At 66.1% G+C, this 14,725-nt stretch carries 19 protein-coding genes; 18 read left to right on the forward strand and 1 reads right to left on the reverse strand.

All coding sequences use genetic code 11. The features are described from left to right. Window positions 1-4 precede the first annotated feature (4 nt). The 13 genes from RGU41_RS02900 (at window position 5) to RGU41_RS02960 (ending at window position 10,994) form a co-directional block, all read left to right on the forward strand. Complete coding sequence (locus RGU41_RS02900; RefSeq protein ID WP_322135474.1) at window positions 5-355, forward strand: hypothetical protein; 351 nt, start codon at window positions 5-7, stop codon at window positions 353-355. Further along, window positions 352-822, forward strand: a complete 471-nt coding sequence (locus tag RGU41_RS02905; protein WP_322135475.1) for a hypothetical protein — start codon at window positions 352-354, stop codon at window positions 820-822. Before RGU41_RS02900 ends, RGU41_RS02905 begins: the two co-directional genes overlap by 4 nt. 12 nt (window positions 823-834) lie before the next feature. Then, the gene (locus tag RGU41_RS02910) at window positions 835-1,065 is read left to right on the forward strand and encodes a hypothetical protein (protein WP_322135476.1); all 231 of its coding nucleotides are present in this window, start codon (window positions 835-837) and stop codon (window positions 1,063-1,065) included. After that, complete coding sequence (locus RGU41_RS02915) at window positions 1,062-2,300, forward strand: phage tail tube protein (protein ID WP_322135477.1); 1,239 nt, start codon at window positions 1,062-1,064, stop codon at window positions 2,298-2,300. The genes RGU41_RS02910 and RGU41_RS02915 overlap by 4 nt, the downstream gene beginning before the upstream one ends. Before the next feature lie 2 nt (window positions 2,301-2,302). Further along, window positions 2,303-2,878: a hypothetical protein gene (locus RGU41_RS02920; RefSeq protein ID WP_322135478.1), complete on the forward strand. Its 576-nt coding sequence runs from the start codon at window positions 2,303-2,305 to the stop codon at window positions 2,876-2,878. A 15-nt stretch (window positions 2,879-2,893) separates the two neighbouring features. Continuing rightward, window positions 2,894-3,259 carry a hypothetical protein gene (locus RGU41_RS02925; RefSeq protein WP_322135479.1) on the forward strand — a complete coding sequence of 122 codons (366 nt, stop codon included), beginning with the start codon at window positions 2,894-2,896 and terminating at the stop codon, window positions 3,257-3,259. 204 nt (window positions 3,260-3,463) lie between these two features. Further along, window positions 3,464-5,395 (forward strand): phage tail tape measure protein, encoded by a 1,932-nt coding sequence (locus tag RGU41_RS02930; RefSeq protein WP_322135480.1) that lies wholly within the window; start codon window positions 3,464-3,466, stop codon window positions 5,393-5,395. A gap of 9 nt (window positions 5,396-5,404) precedes the next feature. Beyond that, window positions 5,405-7,621 carry a hypothetical protein gene (locus tag RGU41_RS02935; protein ID WP_322135481.1) on the forward strand — a complete coding sequence of 739 codons (2,217 nt, stop codon included), beginning with the start codon at window positions 5,405-5,407 and terminating at the stop codon, window positions 7,619-7,621. Between the two features lies 1 nt (window position 7,622). Continuing rightward, entirely contained in the window at window positions 7,623-8,009 is a 387-nt protein-coding gene (locus RGU41_RS02940; RefSeq protein WP_322135482.1) for a hypothetical protein, read from the forward strand. Window positions 8,010-8,067: 58 nt separating this feature from the next. Then, window positions 8,068-9,102 carry a GH25 family lysozyme gene (locus RGU41_RS02945; protein ID WP_322135483.1) on the forward strand — a complete coding sequence of 345 codons (1,035 nt, stop codon included), beginning with the start codon at window positions 8,068-8,070 and terminating at the stop codon, window positions 9,100-9,102. Window positions 9,103-9,137: 35 nt separating this feature from the next. Continuing rightward, window positions 9,138-9,434, forward strand: coding sequence for a hypothetical protein (locus tag RGU41_RS02950; RefSeq protein WP_322135484.1), 297 nt, complete (start codon window positions 9,138-9,140; stop codon window positions 9,432-9,434). 65 nt (window positions 9,435-9,499) lie between these two features. After that, window positions 9,500-10,549 (forward strand): immunoglobulin domain-containing protein, encoded by a 1,050-nt coding sequence (locus RGU41_RS02955; protein WP_322135485.1) that lies wholly within the window; start codon window positions 9,500-9,502, stop codon window positions 10,547-10,549. A 4-nt stretch (window positions 10,550-10,553) separates the two neighbouring features. After that, complete coding sequence (locus tag RGU41_RS02960) at window positions 10,554-10,994, forward strand: hypothetical protein (RefSeq protein ID WP_322135486.1); 441 nt, start codon at window positions 10,554-10,556, stop codon at window positions 10,992-10,994. A 739-nt stretch (window positions 10,995-11,733) separates the two neighbouring features. On the opposite strand, the gene RGU41_RS02965 is transcribed toward RGU41_RS02960, so the two are convergent. After that, window positions 11,734-12,057: a hypothetical protein gene (locus RGU41_RS02965; RefSeq protein ID WP_322135487.1), complete on the reverse strand. Its 324-nt coding sequence runs from the start codon at window positions 12,055-12,057 to the stop codon at window positions 11,734-11,736. Between the two features lie 318 nt (window positions 12,058-12,375). Here RGU41_RS02965 and RGU41_RS02970 point away from each other — a divergent pair, with 318 nt between their 5' ends. From RGU41_RS02970 to RGU41_RS02990, 5 genes are all read left to right on the forward strand, one after another. Continuing rightward, complete coding sequence (locus RGU41_RS02970; protein ID WP_134447281.1) at window positions 12,376-12,561, forward strand: hypothetical protein; 186 nt, start codon at window positions 12,376-12,378, stop codon at window positions 12,559-12,561. Window positions 12,562-12,617: 56 nt separating this feature from the next. Continuing rightward, on the forward strand, window positions 12,618-13,010 hold the full coding sequence (locus tag RGU41_RS02975) for a TadE/TadG family type IV pilus assembly protein (protein ID WP_134559449.1): 393 nt from the start codon (window positions 12,618-12,620) through the stop codon (window positions 13,008-13,010). Window positions 13,011-13,116: 106 nt separating this feature from the next. After that, window positions 13,117-13,512 (forward strand): hypothetical protein, encoded by a 396-nt coding sequence (locus tag RGU41_RS02980; protein WP_322135488.1) that lies wholly within the window; start codon window positions 13,117-13,119, stop codon window positions 13,510-13,512. Beyond that, window positions 13,509-14,006: a pilus assembly protein TadG-related protein gene (locus RGU41_RS02985; RefSeq protein WP_134561739.1), complete on the forward strand. Its 498-nt coding sequence runs from the start codon at window positions 13,509-13,511 to the stop codon at window positions 14,004-14,006. Before RGU41_RS02980 ends, RGU41_RS02985 begins: the two co-directional genes overlap by 4 nt. A gap of 73 nt (window positions 14,007-14,079) precedes the next feature. Beyond that, on the forward strand, window positions 14,080-14,724 hold the full coding sequence (locus tag RGU41_RS02990) for a phosphoribosyltransferase (RefSeq protein ID WP_134559447.1): 645 nt from the start codon (window positions 14,080-14,082) through the stop codon (window positions 14,722-14,724). Window position 14,725 lies beyond the last annotated feature (1 nt).

A 14,725-nucleotide genomic window follows, 5' to 3' on the forward strand; every position in this document is an offset into this window, starting at 1 on the left:
ACGCATGGCATGGCCGATAACCCCCGCCGAGCTGCGGAAAGCGCTCGGATACACGCCCGAGCAGGGCGACGAACTCGAGCTCGAGCTGATCGCCACCGGAGCGTGCGAACGGATCGACTCAAAGACGGGCCGCGACATCGAACCGAACCGGCACCTGAAAGCGGACGGCACGCTGCCCGTCATATTCACCCTCGCCGCGCGCGAGACGGCGAAGCTGTGGTGGAACCAATCGAAGAACGGCCCCCGCGGGCAGGCACCCGACCCGGGGGCAGACGGCGCACCGCGCGGTATTGACTTGCCCCGCAAGGTCGAGGGCTGGCTCGGCGACTACCCGCCGCCGCCTGGCATCGCATGAGCGGGTCGAGCAACACCACGGCGCAGCACACGGCGAAGGTCGCCCTGTTCGAGGCGTGCAAGGTCGCCCTGGCGGGCGAGGACGTGGACGTGTCCTTCGGGTTCCGCTGGCCGTTCGTGTCGAACGACTGGGCATCGCTCACGGACACCGATTCCGAGGTCGACCCGAAGGCGATCGCACCCCGGCGCAGCCAAGACGAGACATTGATCCTGTCGATGTCGGTCGGATCCTGGCGAGCAGGCGACGACGCCGCCACCGAGCTGGCGACATCTGCGCGCGCATTCGACCTGCTCGGGAAGATCCAATCGCACATCCGAGAGAACGACATCACCCTCGGCGGGACCGTGCTGTGGTGCGTTCCTGGCCGGTCGAGTTCAGCCGGAGCAACAACAGACCAAGACGCCGAGTTCGGCCGACTCACTGAAATTGCCGCCACGTTCGTGTGCGCGCACCGCATCACCACCTGAGAGGAACAACACATGGCGAAACTTCGCAACGTGTCCCCGATCGGCGCGCTGGACATCCCCGCGCTCGGTCGGATCATCGCCGGGGGCGAGTCATTCGACGTCCCCGACGAGCTGCTCGCGAGCTTCACCGAGCAGACCGCAAACTACGCCCTCGTCCCCGAGGACGGCACCGAGAGCGAGCAGGCGCCTGACGCCGAGCCCGCGCCCGAGCAGGAAACCACGCCGGAAGGGGCGAGCGAATGACGCAACTGGATTACACGGTCGGAGTCGGTAAGGAATCGACCTACGGGGCCGCGGTCGCCCCGGAACAGTTCTTCGAGTCCGAAGCGAAGATGGACCTCGAAATCACGACCGTTTCGGCGTCGGGCCTTCGCCCTGGCAAGGGCGTCAACCGGACGAACCGCAACAGCGTGGTTCGGCGCGCAGTCATGGGCGACATCGACGTCGAAATTACCGACGCCGGGTTCGCCCTGCTGCTCGAGGCCGTTCTCGGAACAAAGACGAGCGCGGCCGGTGTGGATACGTTCACGATCAAGACGAACGACCCAATGCCCTCGTACACGATCGAGGAGGTCGTTCCGTTCCTGGGCGGCAGCGGGCAGGCCGGGCAGACCTTCGCCGGGTGTGTCGCCGAGTCGATCACGATTGACGTCAAAGAGGGCGCGATCGTCACCGCAAAGGTGTCCTGGATCGGCAAGCAGTACGCCACCAAGGGGTCGCCCGCTGCGGCGTCCTACCCGGCCGGGGACGAGCTGTTCACGTTCGTCGGCGGCTCGATCACCCTCAACAGTCTCGCGGTCGCGAACGTCACCGAGTTCTCGGTGACCATTAAGAACAACTTCGACGGCGGCGGGTTCAACCTCGGCGCGGCCGGGCTGCGCGCGCGTCGGCCGGAACTCGGCAAGCGCGAGATCACCGGATCGCTGAACGCCGAGCTGGTCAACGCCACGGTCACCGACTGGTACACGAGCCAGAATGCGCTCCCGATCGTGGTCAACCTCACGACCTCCCGCGGCGGCAAACTCGACATCACGCTGCCCGCGGTTCGCACGAAGGGCGAGCTGCCGAAGTCGAACGGTGGGCAGGTATCTGTTCAGACCGTGAGCTTCGAGGCGTTCGACAACGGGGTGGCAGCTCAGCCGGTCACGATCGCGTACAAGTCGGCGGCGAGCGTCGCCGACCCCGTCATTACGTCCGCGACATACGGAACCTGGTACACCGACCCGGTCGATTCTTACGTCGTGACCGTGATTACGGGCGCGGTTACGGTGTCGCTGGAAACCTTGCCCAAGGGCGCAAGCACGGGGACGTGGAGCGCTATTGCGATAACACCGCGGGCAGGCGTTCCCGGCACCTATGACTACTTCATCCCGGTCGACGCGACGGTCGGCAGCACCTACCGCACGCGGATCAAGGCGACAAACTCGGCGGGCGTTTCGGTTTACTCGACCGAAACCGTCCGCACCGTCGCGCCGTAGCAATGGCGGGCAGCGTCGCACCGAAGATCGCACTCGACGCGAAGGACGTTCGCGCAAAGTGGGACGCGGTAAAGGAGTTCTCGCCGCGCCTCGCGCGCGAGCTGCGGCGAGAACTTCGCAAGACCGGCAGCGAGGTCATTACTGAGCAACGCCGCGTTCTCGACGGCCCGCTGCCCACCGGGATCCAAGTCACCGGCCAGACCCTACGGCCGACACTGAACAAGAAAACCGGCCGGGTCGGAGTTCGGAAGCTGAACACATACGGCGACCGAGCCATCCAACGACCCGGCCGGTCAACCGGGCTGCGCGAGGGCATCAAGTCGGGCCTCGTCACCCGGGTCACAATCTCGAAGTCGCGAACCTCGATACAGGTTCGCACGACGAACGCGAAGAAGACGGGCTCGAACTTCTGGCAGTCGAAGAAGTTTCGCCACCCCGTATTCGGGAACCGGCAAGTCATGGTCAACCAGCGCGGCATGCCGTTCTTCTGGCAGCCCGCGATAGACGGCGGGCAGCGCATGGCCGGGCGCATCAATACGACGATCGACGCCGCATTCCAACAAATACCGAGCGACTAGCACGAGGAGGCCACTATGGCGAAATTGAGAATCAACGGGCACGACCTGGTCGTGAAAACGATGTCGAAGGCGCGGAACATCGACATCATCGAGCTCCAGCGACAGTCTGGGATCAAGATGGGCGAGCTGCGCGAACTCGTGACCGAGGCCGACCACATGGGAAACGTAATCGCGTCATTCCTGGCGCAGCACAACGCCGGGTTCAAAGTCGGGTGGAACGACCTGCTGAACGGCACCCTCGAAGACCTCGGCGAAATCATCGCCGAGCCCGGCGACGAGCCCGCGAAGGTCGAGGACGAGGTAGAGGAAAACCCTCCGGTGCGGTCCGAAACGGTCGCCGCCGCCGCCGACGCAGCAGCACCGGCCCCGACCCCCGCGTAGCGGCGATAGAAGCGGCCGAGCCGCGGGTCGAAGATCAGATCCGAAACCGGATTCTGACGATCAGCCACGCCGAGTTCTGGCCGGGCATTACCCCGTTCAACGTGGGCGAGCTGGAATACGGCGTCTGGCTGTCGCTCGCGCTGTCGTGCGACGCGCAAGTCGCGGCCCGCGAGAAGGCAAACCGAGAAATGGAAGCGAGGCGACATGCCAAACGCTAAGGACTTCATATTCAACCTCCTGGCCGACAGCTCGAAGGCCGAGAAGACAATCGACGGGTTCTCGAAGTTCGCCGGGAAGGCTGCGGTCGGAATTGCCGCAGCGTGGGGCGGCGTCAAGATCGGCGAAGCGATGTCGAGCACTCTCGACACCGAAGACCTCAACGCGAAGATGTCGGCCAGCCTCGGGCTGGTGCCCGCGGAATCGAAGCGGATCGGCGAGGTGTCGGGCCGGGTGTTCGCGCAGAATTACGGCGAGAATGTCGGCGCGGTCAACGGCGCGGTCGAGTCGGTCATTTCGTCATTCTCAGGAATGCGCGAGGCCAGCGAAGCCGACCTCGAGTCAATGACCAAAAAGACCCTGAACTTCGCCAAGGCGTTCGAGGTGGATGTCTCCCGGGCGTCGCAAGTCGCCGGGCAAATGGTCCGGCAAGGGCTCGCGACAGACGGCGGCAACGCCCTCGACCTGCTCACGGCATCCATGCAAAAGGTTCCGGTCGAGCTGCGCGGCGACCTGCTCGACGCGACCGACGAGTACGGCGGGTTCTTCAAGCAACTAGGGCTCGGCGGCGAACGCGGAATGAGCATGCTGGTCGCGGCCAGCGCTAAGGGCATGTTCGGGGTCGACAAGACCGGCGACGCGCTCAAAGAGTTCACGATCCGCGCGACCGATATGAGCGCAAGCTCGGTCGGGGCGTACAACGCCCTCGGGCTGTCTGCGGAGGAGATGTCCAACGACATCCTGGCGGGCGGCGACCGTGCCTCGGGTGCCTTCCAGGACATCGTTTCCGGGCTGCTGTCGATCGAGGATCCGACATCGCGGGCGAACACGGCGATCGCCCTATTCGGCACGCCGATCGAAGACCTCGGAACCGCGGACATTCCGCTGTTCCTGTCGTCGCTGCAAGGCGCAGCGGGTGGCCTGGGCGAAGTGCAAGGCGCGACCGAGAAGATGGGCGACGTCCTCAACGACACCCGACAGAATCGGCTCGAGACAGTGAAACGCGGGTTCGAGCAGTGGACAAAGAGCATGGTCGACGTCCCCGGGCCGCTCGGCGAAATCTCGGCCGGGCTGGTCGTTTTCGGCCCCGGCGTGCTCGAAGTGCTGGCAGCGCTCGGCCCAATGGCGATATTCATGGGTGGCCCAATGGCCTCCAGCCTCGGCGTCGCGGGTAAGGCCGTCTTCGGGTTCGGGGTGTCGCTGCTCGCGTCGCCGATTACCTGGATCGTGCTCGGAATCGTCGCGGCGATCGCACTGCTCGCCGGGGTCGTGTTCCTGGTCATCCAGAATTGGGACGGAATTGTCGCCTGGTTCGGAGGCGTGTGGTCGGCCGTTTGGTCGGGTATTCAGTGGTTCTTCGGCGTCATCACCGAGGCGTTCCTGACATTCGACCCGCTCGGAATCATCATCAAGAATTGGGGACCAATCACCGAGTGGTTCGGCAATTGGTGGGGCGGGATCAGCGGCATGGCGAGCGACGCCCTCGGCTGGCTCGGCGGCAAGGTCGGCGAAATCGTCGGGCTGTTCACGTCGATTCCCGCCCGCGTCGGCGACGCCTGGAACGGGCTGGTCGGGCTCGTGCGCGGAGTTGTCAAGAATGTCCTGTCGTTCGCGGTGGACATCTGGAACGGCACCCTCGGAACTATCAACTTTGACCTGCCGTGGATCCTCGGCGGCGGGCACGTTCAGTTCCCGAAGTTTCACCTGCCAGCGCTCGCCGCGGGCGGCATTGTGACCGGCCCGACCATCGCCCTTATCGGCGAGGCGGGACCGGAGGCGGTCGTTCCGCTGTCGCGCAGCTCGGAGTTCGGGATGGGCCGCGGCGGCGATCAGTTCGTCGAGGTGCCCATTGAGCTGAGCATCGACGGCACCGTGCTCGCGCGCATCCTGCGCCGAGTCATCGCCAAAGCGGCATATTAGGGGGCGCGGATGCAATCACCGACCAATACCACCCTCAACGCGGCGTTCGCCGCTCGAGCGGGCATGTTCGCGCGGCTCACCCGCCGCAGCGGGGGGTCAACGTTTCAGGACGTGACCCTGGCCGAGAGCATTACCGTCCGGCGCGAGCTGGCCGGGGACGTGCCCGAGGCGGTGTCGCTCGTGGGCGGCGCTGTAACAACCCGTGTGACGATCAACGCCGACCTGGCAATGCCGGGAGCGCCGCACCCTATGAAATCGGCAGACAGGGCCGCGTGGCTCGGCGCTGACATCGAGCTGGCGGCGGGATACAGCGCCGCCGAGGTTCCGGTGTTCTGGGGCAGCGCGCGCGAGCTGTCCGTCGATGACGCGGCGAAGTCGCTGACGATCGAAGCTCTCGACAACAGCGACCGAATGCGCGCCCCGGTAAGCCTCCCAATGTACGGTTCGCACTCTCACCCGATCGCGCCGCAGACCCTGTATCGGTTCCCGACGAACCTGTCGGCCGTCATCGTCGCCGCGCTGCACGCCTCGGGCATCCGGGTGACACCTGCCCCGAGAAACGCGAGCGCGTGTGTTATCTCGGTGCCGTTCGCGTTCGGAGCGCTGGCCGACATCGGCTGGACCGTGCCGAACGGGCGCGGCCCCCAACGGGGCGTGTCATGGCTCACGCCTGGCCGGTTCGTGGACATGCCCGCCGAGCAGACCGGCGACAACTACTGGAACGTCTCGGCATATCCCGACCGCGACACGAGCTGGGAACCGGGAGCAATCGCCCAGGTCGAGTTCTGGTACAAGCACACCCCGGGCACTGCGGCAAATCCGGTCGTTCTCGGCATGGGAGCACTGGCGGGAATCGCCCTGTATGTCGATACGTCGAGCCGGGCTTACTTGCGGTCGTCCGGAAACGGCGGTGCAACGTGGACCAATATCGACTTCAACACGGGCCGCACACTCTCGGCGGGCTGGCATCACATCGCCTACGAGCTGAACTATGCCGGGCGCGCGAAGCTGTGGCTGGACGGGAACCTATTCACCGACGTCGCCATCGGTAGTACCTCGGGCGTCCTCGGGCCGATCAAGGTTCAGGGGATCGAGCCGGGCAAGGTTCAGGCGTTGCACGTCTATTTCGGTATCTACACGGCGTTCTCGCCGCCGACCGTGTCTGTCGTCAACTTCACGGCGGCGGCGAGCGTGGACCGCGCCCTGCTGGAAGTTGAAACGCTGCCACGAATCGACGGCCGGATCGCGTGGGAGCTGTGCAAAGAGATCGCCTCGGCCGAACTCGGAATGGTCGGCTTCTCGGAGCTCGGCCAGTTCTATTTCAAGAACCGCGACACGCTGAACGGGTCGACCACACCGGTGGCAACGTGGGGCACCGACCTGCTCGACAACATCGCCGGATCCGTGAGCGTCGAGTCCATCCGCACTCGGGTGACGAGTTCGGTCCAACTGTCCCGGCTCACGCTATCGGGGCGGGGCGCGACTGCGGTCCCGTCCTACCTGGCGCAGGATGTTCTCACAATCCCGACCGGCATCTCCTCGCACATGCTGTACCCCGCGAAGCCGTTCGCGGCCGAGTCGGCGACGGTGTCGTTCATCACGCTTATGGGCGGGGCCTGGGAATCCGACATCGGGATCGCGCTCAGCACGAGCGCGAGCGGTGCCACCCGCTACACAGGCTCGGCCGTGTCCGCGACGATTCACCCGGTCGGGCCGAACGCCTGGCAACTGATCGTGCGAAATAGCTCGACTCAGGTTCTTTACACCGCCTGGCCCGCGGAATGGTCATCGCCGACAGAATCGAATCCACCATTCGGGCTGGCTGCTGGCGCGCCCGCAATATGGGTGAACGGCCGAGTCCTGGCCGACGAAACCGCGACCCCCGAAGTGCTCGTGAACGTATCCAACACGGCAGCGATCACCAAGTGGGGCGATCGTGCTCTCGCGCTCGACGCGACCGACTGGCGGCAGGATGTCGCCAGCGTCACGGCGCTGGCGAACCGCCTACTCGCCGACCTCCTCGAGCCGCGGTTCGAGCTGCACGACATCAGCGTCCCGCCCGACCTTCGGTGGCAGATCGGCGACCCTGTGCTGATCACCGATTGGCAAGGCCGAGTGCCGAACATGACGGCCAGAATCACGAGCATCGAGGTCAAGCTGAGCCAAACGGGCGAGAACGGCATGGTCGGAACCTACGGCCTGCGCGCACTCCCGGGGGTGGGCTGAGATGCCCGCCTGGCTGCAAGGCGTCACCCTCGGCGACGCGCTGCTATGGCTCGGTGGCATCATCGCGGCCGCGCTCGCCGTGTGGCGAGGCTGGCCAACATTCCGCAAGGTCGTGGCGTTCCTGGCCCGCGGGATCAAGCTGGTCGACACCCTCGCGAACCTGCCCGAAGACCTCGGATTCATCAAACACGAGCTCGAGGCGAACTCGGGCAAGTCGGTCAAAGACATCACGACCCGAACCGAGGCGGCGGTCAACGGAATAAGCACCGAGGTCGCGCACGTCAAGCGGCAAGGCGCGGCGCTGAAAACATCGGTCGCGAAATCGAACCGGCGCCTGACGCTGCTCGAGCAGCGCCTACTTGCGCTCGAGCAGGCCGAAACCAACTAACCCGACCGACGAATACGGCCCCGCGATCAGCGGGGCCGTTCGCATTTAAGGAGAGACTATGCCGACATTCGGAATCGACATCGCCACATCGCAGCAGGGGATCGACATCGCCCGCGCACGCGACGAGGGCGCACAATTCGTCGCCGTCAAGGCGGGCGGGTTCAACACGGGTGACCTGTACTCGGCCCCGTTCTACCACGCGCAGATTGACGGGGCGATCGCGGCAGGGGTGGCCCGCTGTCACTACTGGCTGATCGGCGGCGGGTTATCGCCCGAAGCTCAGGCCGACTGGTTCGCGGACCACCTGTACCGCTTCGACGTGACGCGCGACGTGCTCGCGCTGGACGACGAACGCCTCGACGCAAACGGCACCTTCTGGAAGGACGCCGAGGTCGCCCGGTTCATGCGCCGGGTTCAATTCCGCACGGGCATCGCCTGGGCGCGGCTGTGGAAGTACGCGGGCGCAGCCGACACGCGCACGTTCGCACCCTGGCCCGAGTGCGAAGCGCTCGGAGTCCGCAACTGGTGGGCAGCCTACGGCGACCGACCCACCGGGCACACCCCCGACCACACGCCCGACCTTCGCGGCTCGATCAGCGAGGCGCACGTTCATCAGTTCTCGAGCCGTGTTCAGGTCGCCGGGTTCGCCCTGGACGGCAACTACAGCGCGCACGACCTGGCCGAGCTGTTCGGCGGGGCGGCATCCGCGGCGGGATCCGCTGCTGCAAGCGCAGCACCGGCCGCACCGGCAGCAGCCACGGGCATCCCGCGCACGGGAACCGAGGAAGACGGCGTGCCCGGTGTCAACTACTGGAAGCGATACCAAGTCATCGCCTCCCGGAACGGCTACACCGGAAAGATCGACGGCGACCCCGGCGTGAACTCCCACCGCGGATTCGCTCGGTTCCTCAACTCCCTCGACTTCCCGGGATACGCGAAGACGAACGCCGACATCGACGGCAAGCCCGGGTCCGTGTTCTACACCCGCCTCCAACTGCTCGCCGAGAAGAACGGCTACACGGGCCGGATCGACGGCGACCCCGGGGTCAACACCTACCGGGGTGTCGCGCACTACCTCAACACGGCGATCTAGCCGCGTTTCACCAACGAACGAAAGGCAAAAACAGAATGAGCCAATTCATCGTCGCCACCGTGCGAACGCTCGTGCCGATCCTGGTCGGGTTCCTGCTCGGCCAGCTCGCGCGCCTCGGGCTCGAAGTCTCGGGACCGGTCGCGGACGGCCTGATCGTCTCGATCCAAACCACCGCGGCGTCGCTGTACTACGTCGCCGTCGCCTGGCTCGAGCGCAAGTTCCCCTGGGCGGGCTGGCTGCTCGGCATCGCACGCAACCCGGTATATGACCTGCGAACCGCGGCCGAGCGCATCGCCGAGCAGGACGCAACCGGGCCGAAGCACGCCGAATAGCTGAGCAATCAAGCGCCCCGCCGATCCGGGAACGGATCGGCGGGGCACCTGGCAGAGAGGAAAGCATGACCGAGGTACTGTTCGAGTTCGTCACACCGACCGCGGCAGGGGTAGACATCCCAGCGGTCGGCGTGATCGCCTGGTCGCTCACGGTCGCCGAGGTGGCCGCGGGCCGCACGCGCACCACCGAGCCATTCACGGCCCCCCTGGTCGCCGGGCGGGTGTCTGTGGAGCTGTCGCCGACCGGGCCGGGGCAGGCGTGGCGAATTAGCCCGTCCTGGCTGCGCGGCCTTGAGACGTTTTACAAGGCCGTGCCGCTCAGCACGACCCCGTTACGCTATGACGAGCTGGAAGACATAGACCCCCGCACCCTGGTCGTGTCACCGACAGCGCAAACGGCGTGGGACGCCACCATCGCCGCTGTTCAGGCGATCGCCGACAGCATGACGCCGGGCGGCGCGTTCTACATCGACCCAACGGACTCCGGAATCTTGCGCATCCGGGTAGACGTCAAGCCCGTCCTGACGCTCCACCCGACATCGCAAACGGTCAACAATCAGCAGCAGGTCACCCTGGACGCCGACGCGACCGGCAACCCCGCGCCGACCGTGCAATGGCAGGTCGACGCCGGGGCCGGGTGGGTTCCGATCGCGGGCGCAACGTCGAAGGACTACAGCTTCACGGCGACCGAGGCGGACAACGGCAAGAAATACCGGGCCGTGTTCACGAACGGGGGCGGGCAGGCCGCTACCGACCCCGCGACCCTCACGGCAGGCCAGCCGGTCGGGTTCCCAGTCATCCAGCAGTTCGTCCTGACTTATGACATGTATGACAACGACCCCGCGTTCGACTTCGACTATGCGGGAACCGGCGACCCCGCACCGACCCTCACCCTCGAGACGCGCTACCCGACACCGCCGTGGAATCAGACGGCCTGGACGCCGCGCGTCGCCACCTATGTCGGGCCATCGGCTGTCCCCGGGCTGAGCCGCTACAGCGCGCCATTCGTGGGCATGTTCGCGAGTCTCGACCTGCACGTTCGAGTCAAAGCGAGCAACACGCACGGCAGCGTGACAAGTCCAGAGAAAACAGCGCAGATTACGAGTTGGACGTGACGAAATGACAGATCCCGGATTCCCCTTACTCGAAGGCGGCATCATCCCGCGCCGGTTCCTGCCCGGGAACATCGGCGGCGGGCCGCAGGACGAGTCGTTCGCATTCTCGGGCGCGCTAGACACGATCCGCAGCGGCGTTCTCGGCTGGACGAGCCCCTGGTGGGCGTCGATCCGACCGCTCGGGCTCACCGTGACAATCGGAACAATGCCCTCGGCTGGCGCGAGCAGCCCGAACACATCGTTCGACCTGATCGTCGGGAGCGTCGTGGCGGGAACCGTGACCGTGACGGATTCCAACGACTACGCGGCCATGGATGTCTTCACGATAGACACCATTGGACCCGCAACGAGGATCACGGTCGACCTGTCCAAATGGTCGAACGCTGCACCGGTAAAGACCGGGAACGCAGTGGTTCAGTTCTGGTGGGAATACGTCATTGATTGAGCAGCCGCCGACCGTGCCTGCCCGGGTGCCAGCGCCACCCGGGCTCACCTATCCGCTGCGCTGGCGAGAGAACAGCGCGGCCGCGCTCGCCAAGGTGGTGGCCTCCGATATTCACTATGCGAAGATCCCGGCCGCGATCCGCGAAGCGTTCGCGGTCCCGTTCGTGTCGCCATATCTACCCGCATACCGCTTCGCCTGGGCTGCACATGTCGGAAGCTCAGAGCAGTTGTCACGGGACTGGGCAAAGAATCGCGACGCCTTGCCATTGCCCTGGGGTGGGAAATACCAGGGGGATTCGAGTGGGGGACCAATCGAACCGCTACCACGGCGGTCACTTCGACAACCTCGCGAGACGAAACACTGGTCCACGAGTTCGGGCACCATATCGACGCCACATACGGCACGCTGTGGCCGGGAGCAACGGAAGGGATACAGGAGCTCAGCAACACCGCTCCGTTCCTGGCGATACGGGCGCAAGTCGGCGCAAATATCCCAAAAGTTCTCTACGGGTCAACGAACCGCCTCGAGTGGTTCGCCGAGCTGTGGACAACGCAGATCATGAACGATTCGGTGACGTTCCTCGGGCTCGGAGGTAACGACCGGACCGCGGCCGTGGCGATCCGTAAGTTGTTCACCGATCGCCTACCTATGCCGCCGCTGCTCAACTTCTAACGAACGAAACGCCCCCGCCTCGGCCTAACGGCCGAGTCGGGGGCGTTTCGTCGTTCCTCGGGATGCCTTACTGGGCGAGGCGCTCTTTCAACCATTGCCACTTTGGGAGCTGTAGTTGCACGCCAAGCCCGCCTTCGATCTTCTCAACCTTCCCGTTAGAAACGAGGAGCACCTTTTCCGATTCGAGTCGTGCGGCTAGGGCCTGGAAGTGTTCAGTCTTGTATTCCCCGGCCGGGAGATATCCAACCTTCGCAAGCCCTTGTTTCACGATCGCGCAGACCATGACCGCATCCCTGTCCGCCTTGTTTGTCGGCTCGGCAACGAGGGCGAATTTGTGTTTTCCCTTACCTATTGCCTTGATATTCACTTGGTTATAGGTCACGCCGCGCACGAACTCCGTGCCTTCATTTGGTACGAGTTCCTGCGGCCAATCCTGTGGCGGCGTCTCTTTTTCCTGAACAGACCCATGATTCCCCCAATGTCGCGTATGTCGAAAGTCTAGTGACGCAACGCCAATCGACGGCGAAACCAAGGGGGAGCGGCCGGACTTTTAGGAACCACCGCATTCGCGATCTTCCCCGGCCTTTTCATCCTGCAGGCCGGTTTCTGACCGTGCCGGCCTCGACCGCATATATGGACCGCACCCTGGCACCCTCACCACCTGCACGACAAGCACCGACACGACGACCACCGAGAAGAGGAGACGAACATGCATACCCTGACGCGGCGCATCCGCAGGCAGTGGACGGCGAGGCACGACGACACCGGGGACGTGCCCGGCTGGGTCCTGATCACGCTGATGACCGCCGGGCTGGTGATCGTGATCTGGGGTCTCGCCGGGCCGGCGCTGAGCGGCATCTTCCAACAGGCGATCAACCGGGTGAGCGGACTCTGACGGGTTCGGCCCGCCCGGCGCACGGCGTCGCGCCGCAGACCGGCGGTCGGCGAGGGATGCTGCGCCTCGATTTCGGTGCCGACCGCGGCTCCTCGCCGGCCGAGTTCGTGCTCGTCGCGGCACTGCTGACGGTGCTGACCCTGACCGTGCTTCAACTCGCACTCGCGCTGCACGTGCGCAACACCGTGCTCGATGCCGCCGCCGAGGGCGCACGTTACGGTTCGCTCGCCGACACCGGCCTCGATGCCGGCACCGCGCGCACCCGGGACCTGATCGTGGCCGCGCTCGGTCCCGCCTTCGCGACCGACGTGACCGCGACCTACGCGAGTGACAGAGGCTTCCCAACCGTGCGGATGCGGGTGGTCGCCCCGCTTCCGCTGCTCGGGTTGCTCGGCCCCGATCGGAGCCTGGAGGTGATCGGGCGTGCCGTCGTCGAAGGCTCGGACTGAGGCAGACGCCACCCGTCATTCAGCCCCCGCCGGTTTTGTGAAACGAATCTCCCGCCGACTGCGCTCTGACCACGGGTCAGCGTCCCTCGAATTCATCACGACGGGCATGATTCTCCTTGTGCCGCTCGTCTACCTCGTGCTCGCCATGTCCGTGCTTCAGGGCGGCGCGCTCGCCGTGGAGGGCGCCGCCCGGCAGGCCGCCCGGGTCTATGTGCGCGCGCCGAGCGAGGCAGTCGCGGCGGAGCGCGCTCAGCGCGCGGTCGACTTCGCCCTCGCCGACTACGGCCTTCCGGCCGGGGACGCGCAGGTGTCGATCGACTGCGCGGCCGCGGCCGGCGGATGCCTGAAACGCCGCACCGCAGTGACGGTCACCGTGCGCCTGCGGGTGTCCCTGCCCCTTGTACCGGACGTGCCTGGGCTGGCCGGGACGGCGAGCGTGCCCCTCGAGTCGAACGCGACCCAGACCGTGTCCCGATTCTGGCAGCCGGGGACCGGACCATGACCGTGCGACCACGACGCCGGGCGCCCGAGGTGCGAGCCGCCGACAGGCCGGACGACCTGTCGGACGACACCGGTTCCACCCTCCTGCTCACCATCTTCTACGGCTTTCTCGCGCTCGTCGTGATCCTCCTGGTCGTGGCCGCATCGTCCCTCTACCTCGAGCGGAAACGCCTGCTCACCCTCGCGGACGGTGCCGCGCTCGCCGCAGCTGAGGCGTACACCCTGGACGCGGTCACCATCGCCCCGGATGGTTCGGCGGTCCCGCTGCGCACCGAACTCGATTCCGGTGCGGTACGCACGGCAGCGGATGCCTACCTCGCGGCGGCCCCGCACCCCACCCTCGAGGAACTGGTCGTGAGCCGGGCGGCATCCGCAGACGGTCAGAGTGCGACGGTGTCCCTGAGTGCGTACTGGCGCCCGCCCATCCTCACCCTCGTGCTGCCGGCGGGTGTTCCCCTCGAGGTGTCGGCCGTCGCCCGCTCGGTCTTCCGGTAGAGGCGCACGCGGGGCTACTCTCCACAGTGAACCGGGAGAGTCCGGGAGGAACCGGGAGGAACCGGGAGGCCCCATGTTCACCGATCGCCGCGACGCCGGCCGCTTGCTCGCCGAGCTCGTCGCCGAGCTGGACCTCACCGACCCCGTCGTCTATGCGCTGCCACGCGGCGGAGTGCCGGTCGCCCTCGAGGTCGCCCGGCGCCTGCACGCTCCCCTCGACCTGATCCTCGTGCGCAAGCTCGGTGCACCCGGATTCCCCGAGGTCGCGATGGGCGCCGTCGTGGACGGGGCAGACGCCCAGATGATCGTCAACGAGGACGTCTTCGTCGAGACCGGGGCCGACGCCGCGGGACTCGGCCGGGCCAGGCGCCGGGAGCTCACCGAGATCGAGCGGCGGCGCGCCGCCTATCTCGGAGACCGTCCCCGGGTGAACCCAGACGGACGGGTCGTCGTGGTCGTGGACGACGGGCTGGCCACGGGAGCGACGGCCAAGGCGGCCCTCGCCGCAGTGAAGCGCCAGGGCGCCGCCCGTATCGTCCTTGCGGTGCCCGTCGCCCCGGCCGATGTCGTCGAGGAGATGCGCGGGCTCGCGGACGACGTCGTCGTGGTGCAGACCCCCGAGCAGTTCTGGGCGATCGGCCAGTTCTACGTCGACTTCCACCAGCTCTCCGATGACGAAACGGTCACACTCCTGGCCGAGGCGTGGGCCGGGCCTTGAA

Source organism: Cryobacterium sp. 10C3 (genome assembly GCF_034314285.1).
Lineage (GTDB): Bacteria > Actinomycetota > Actinomycetes > Actinomycetales > Microbacteriaceae > Cryobacterium > Cryobacterium glucosi.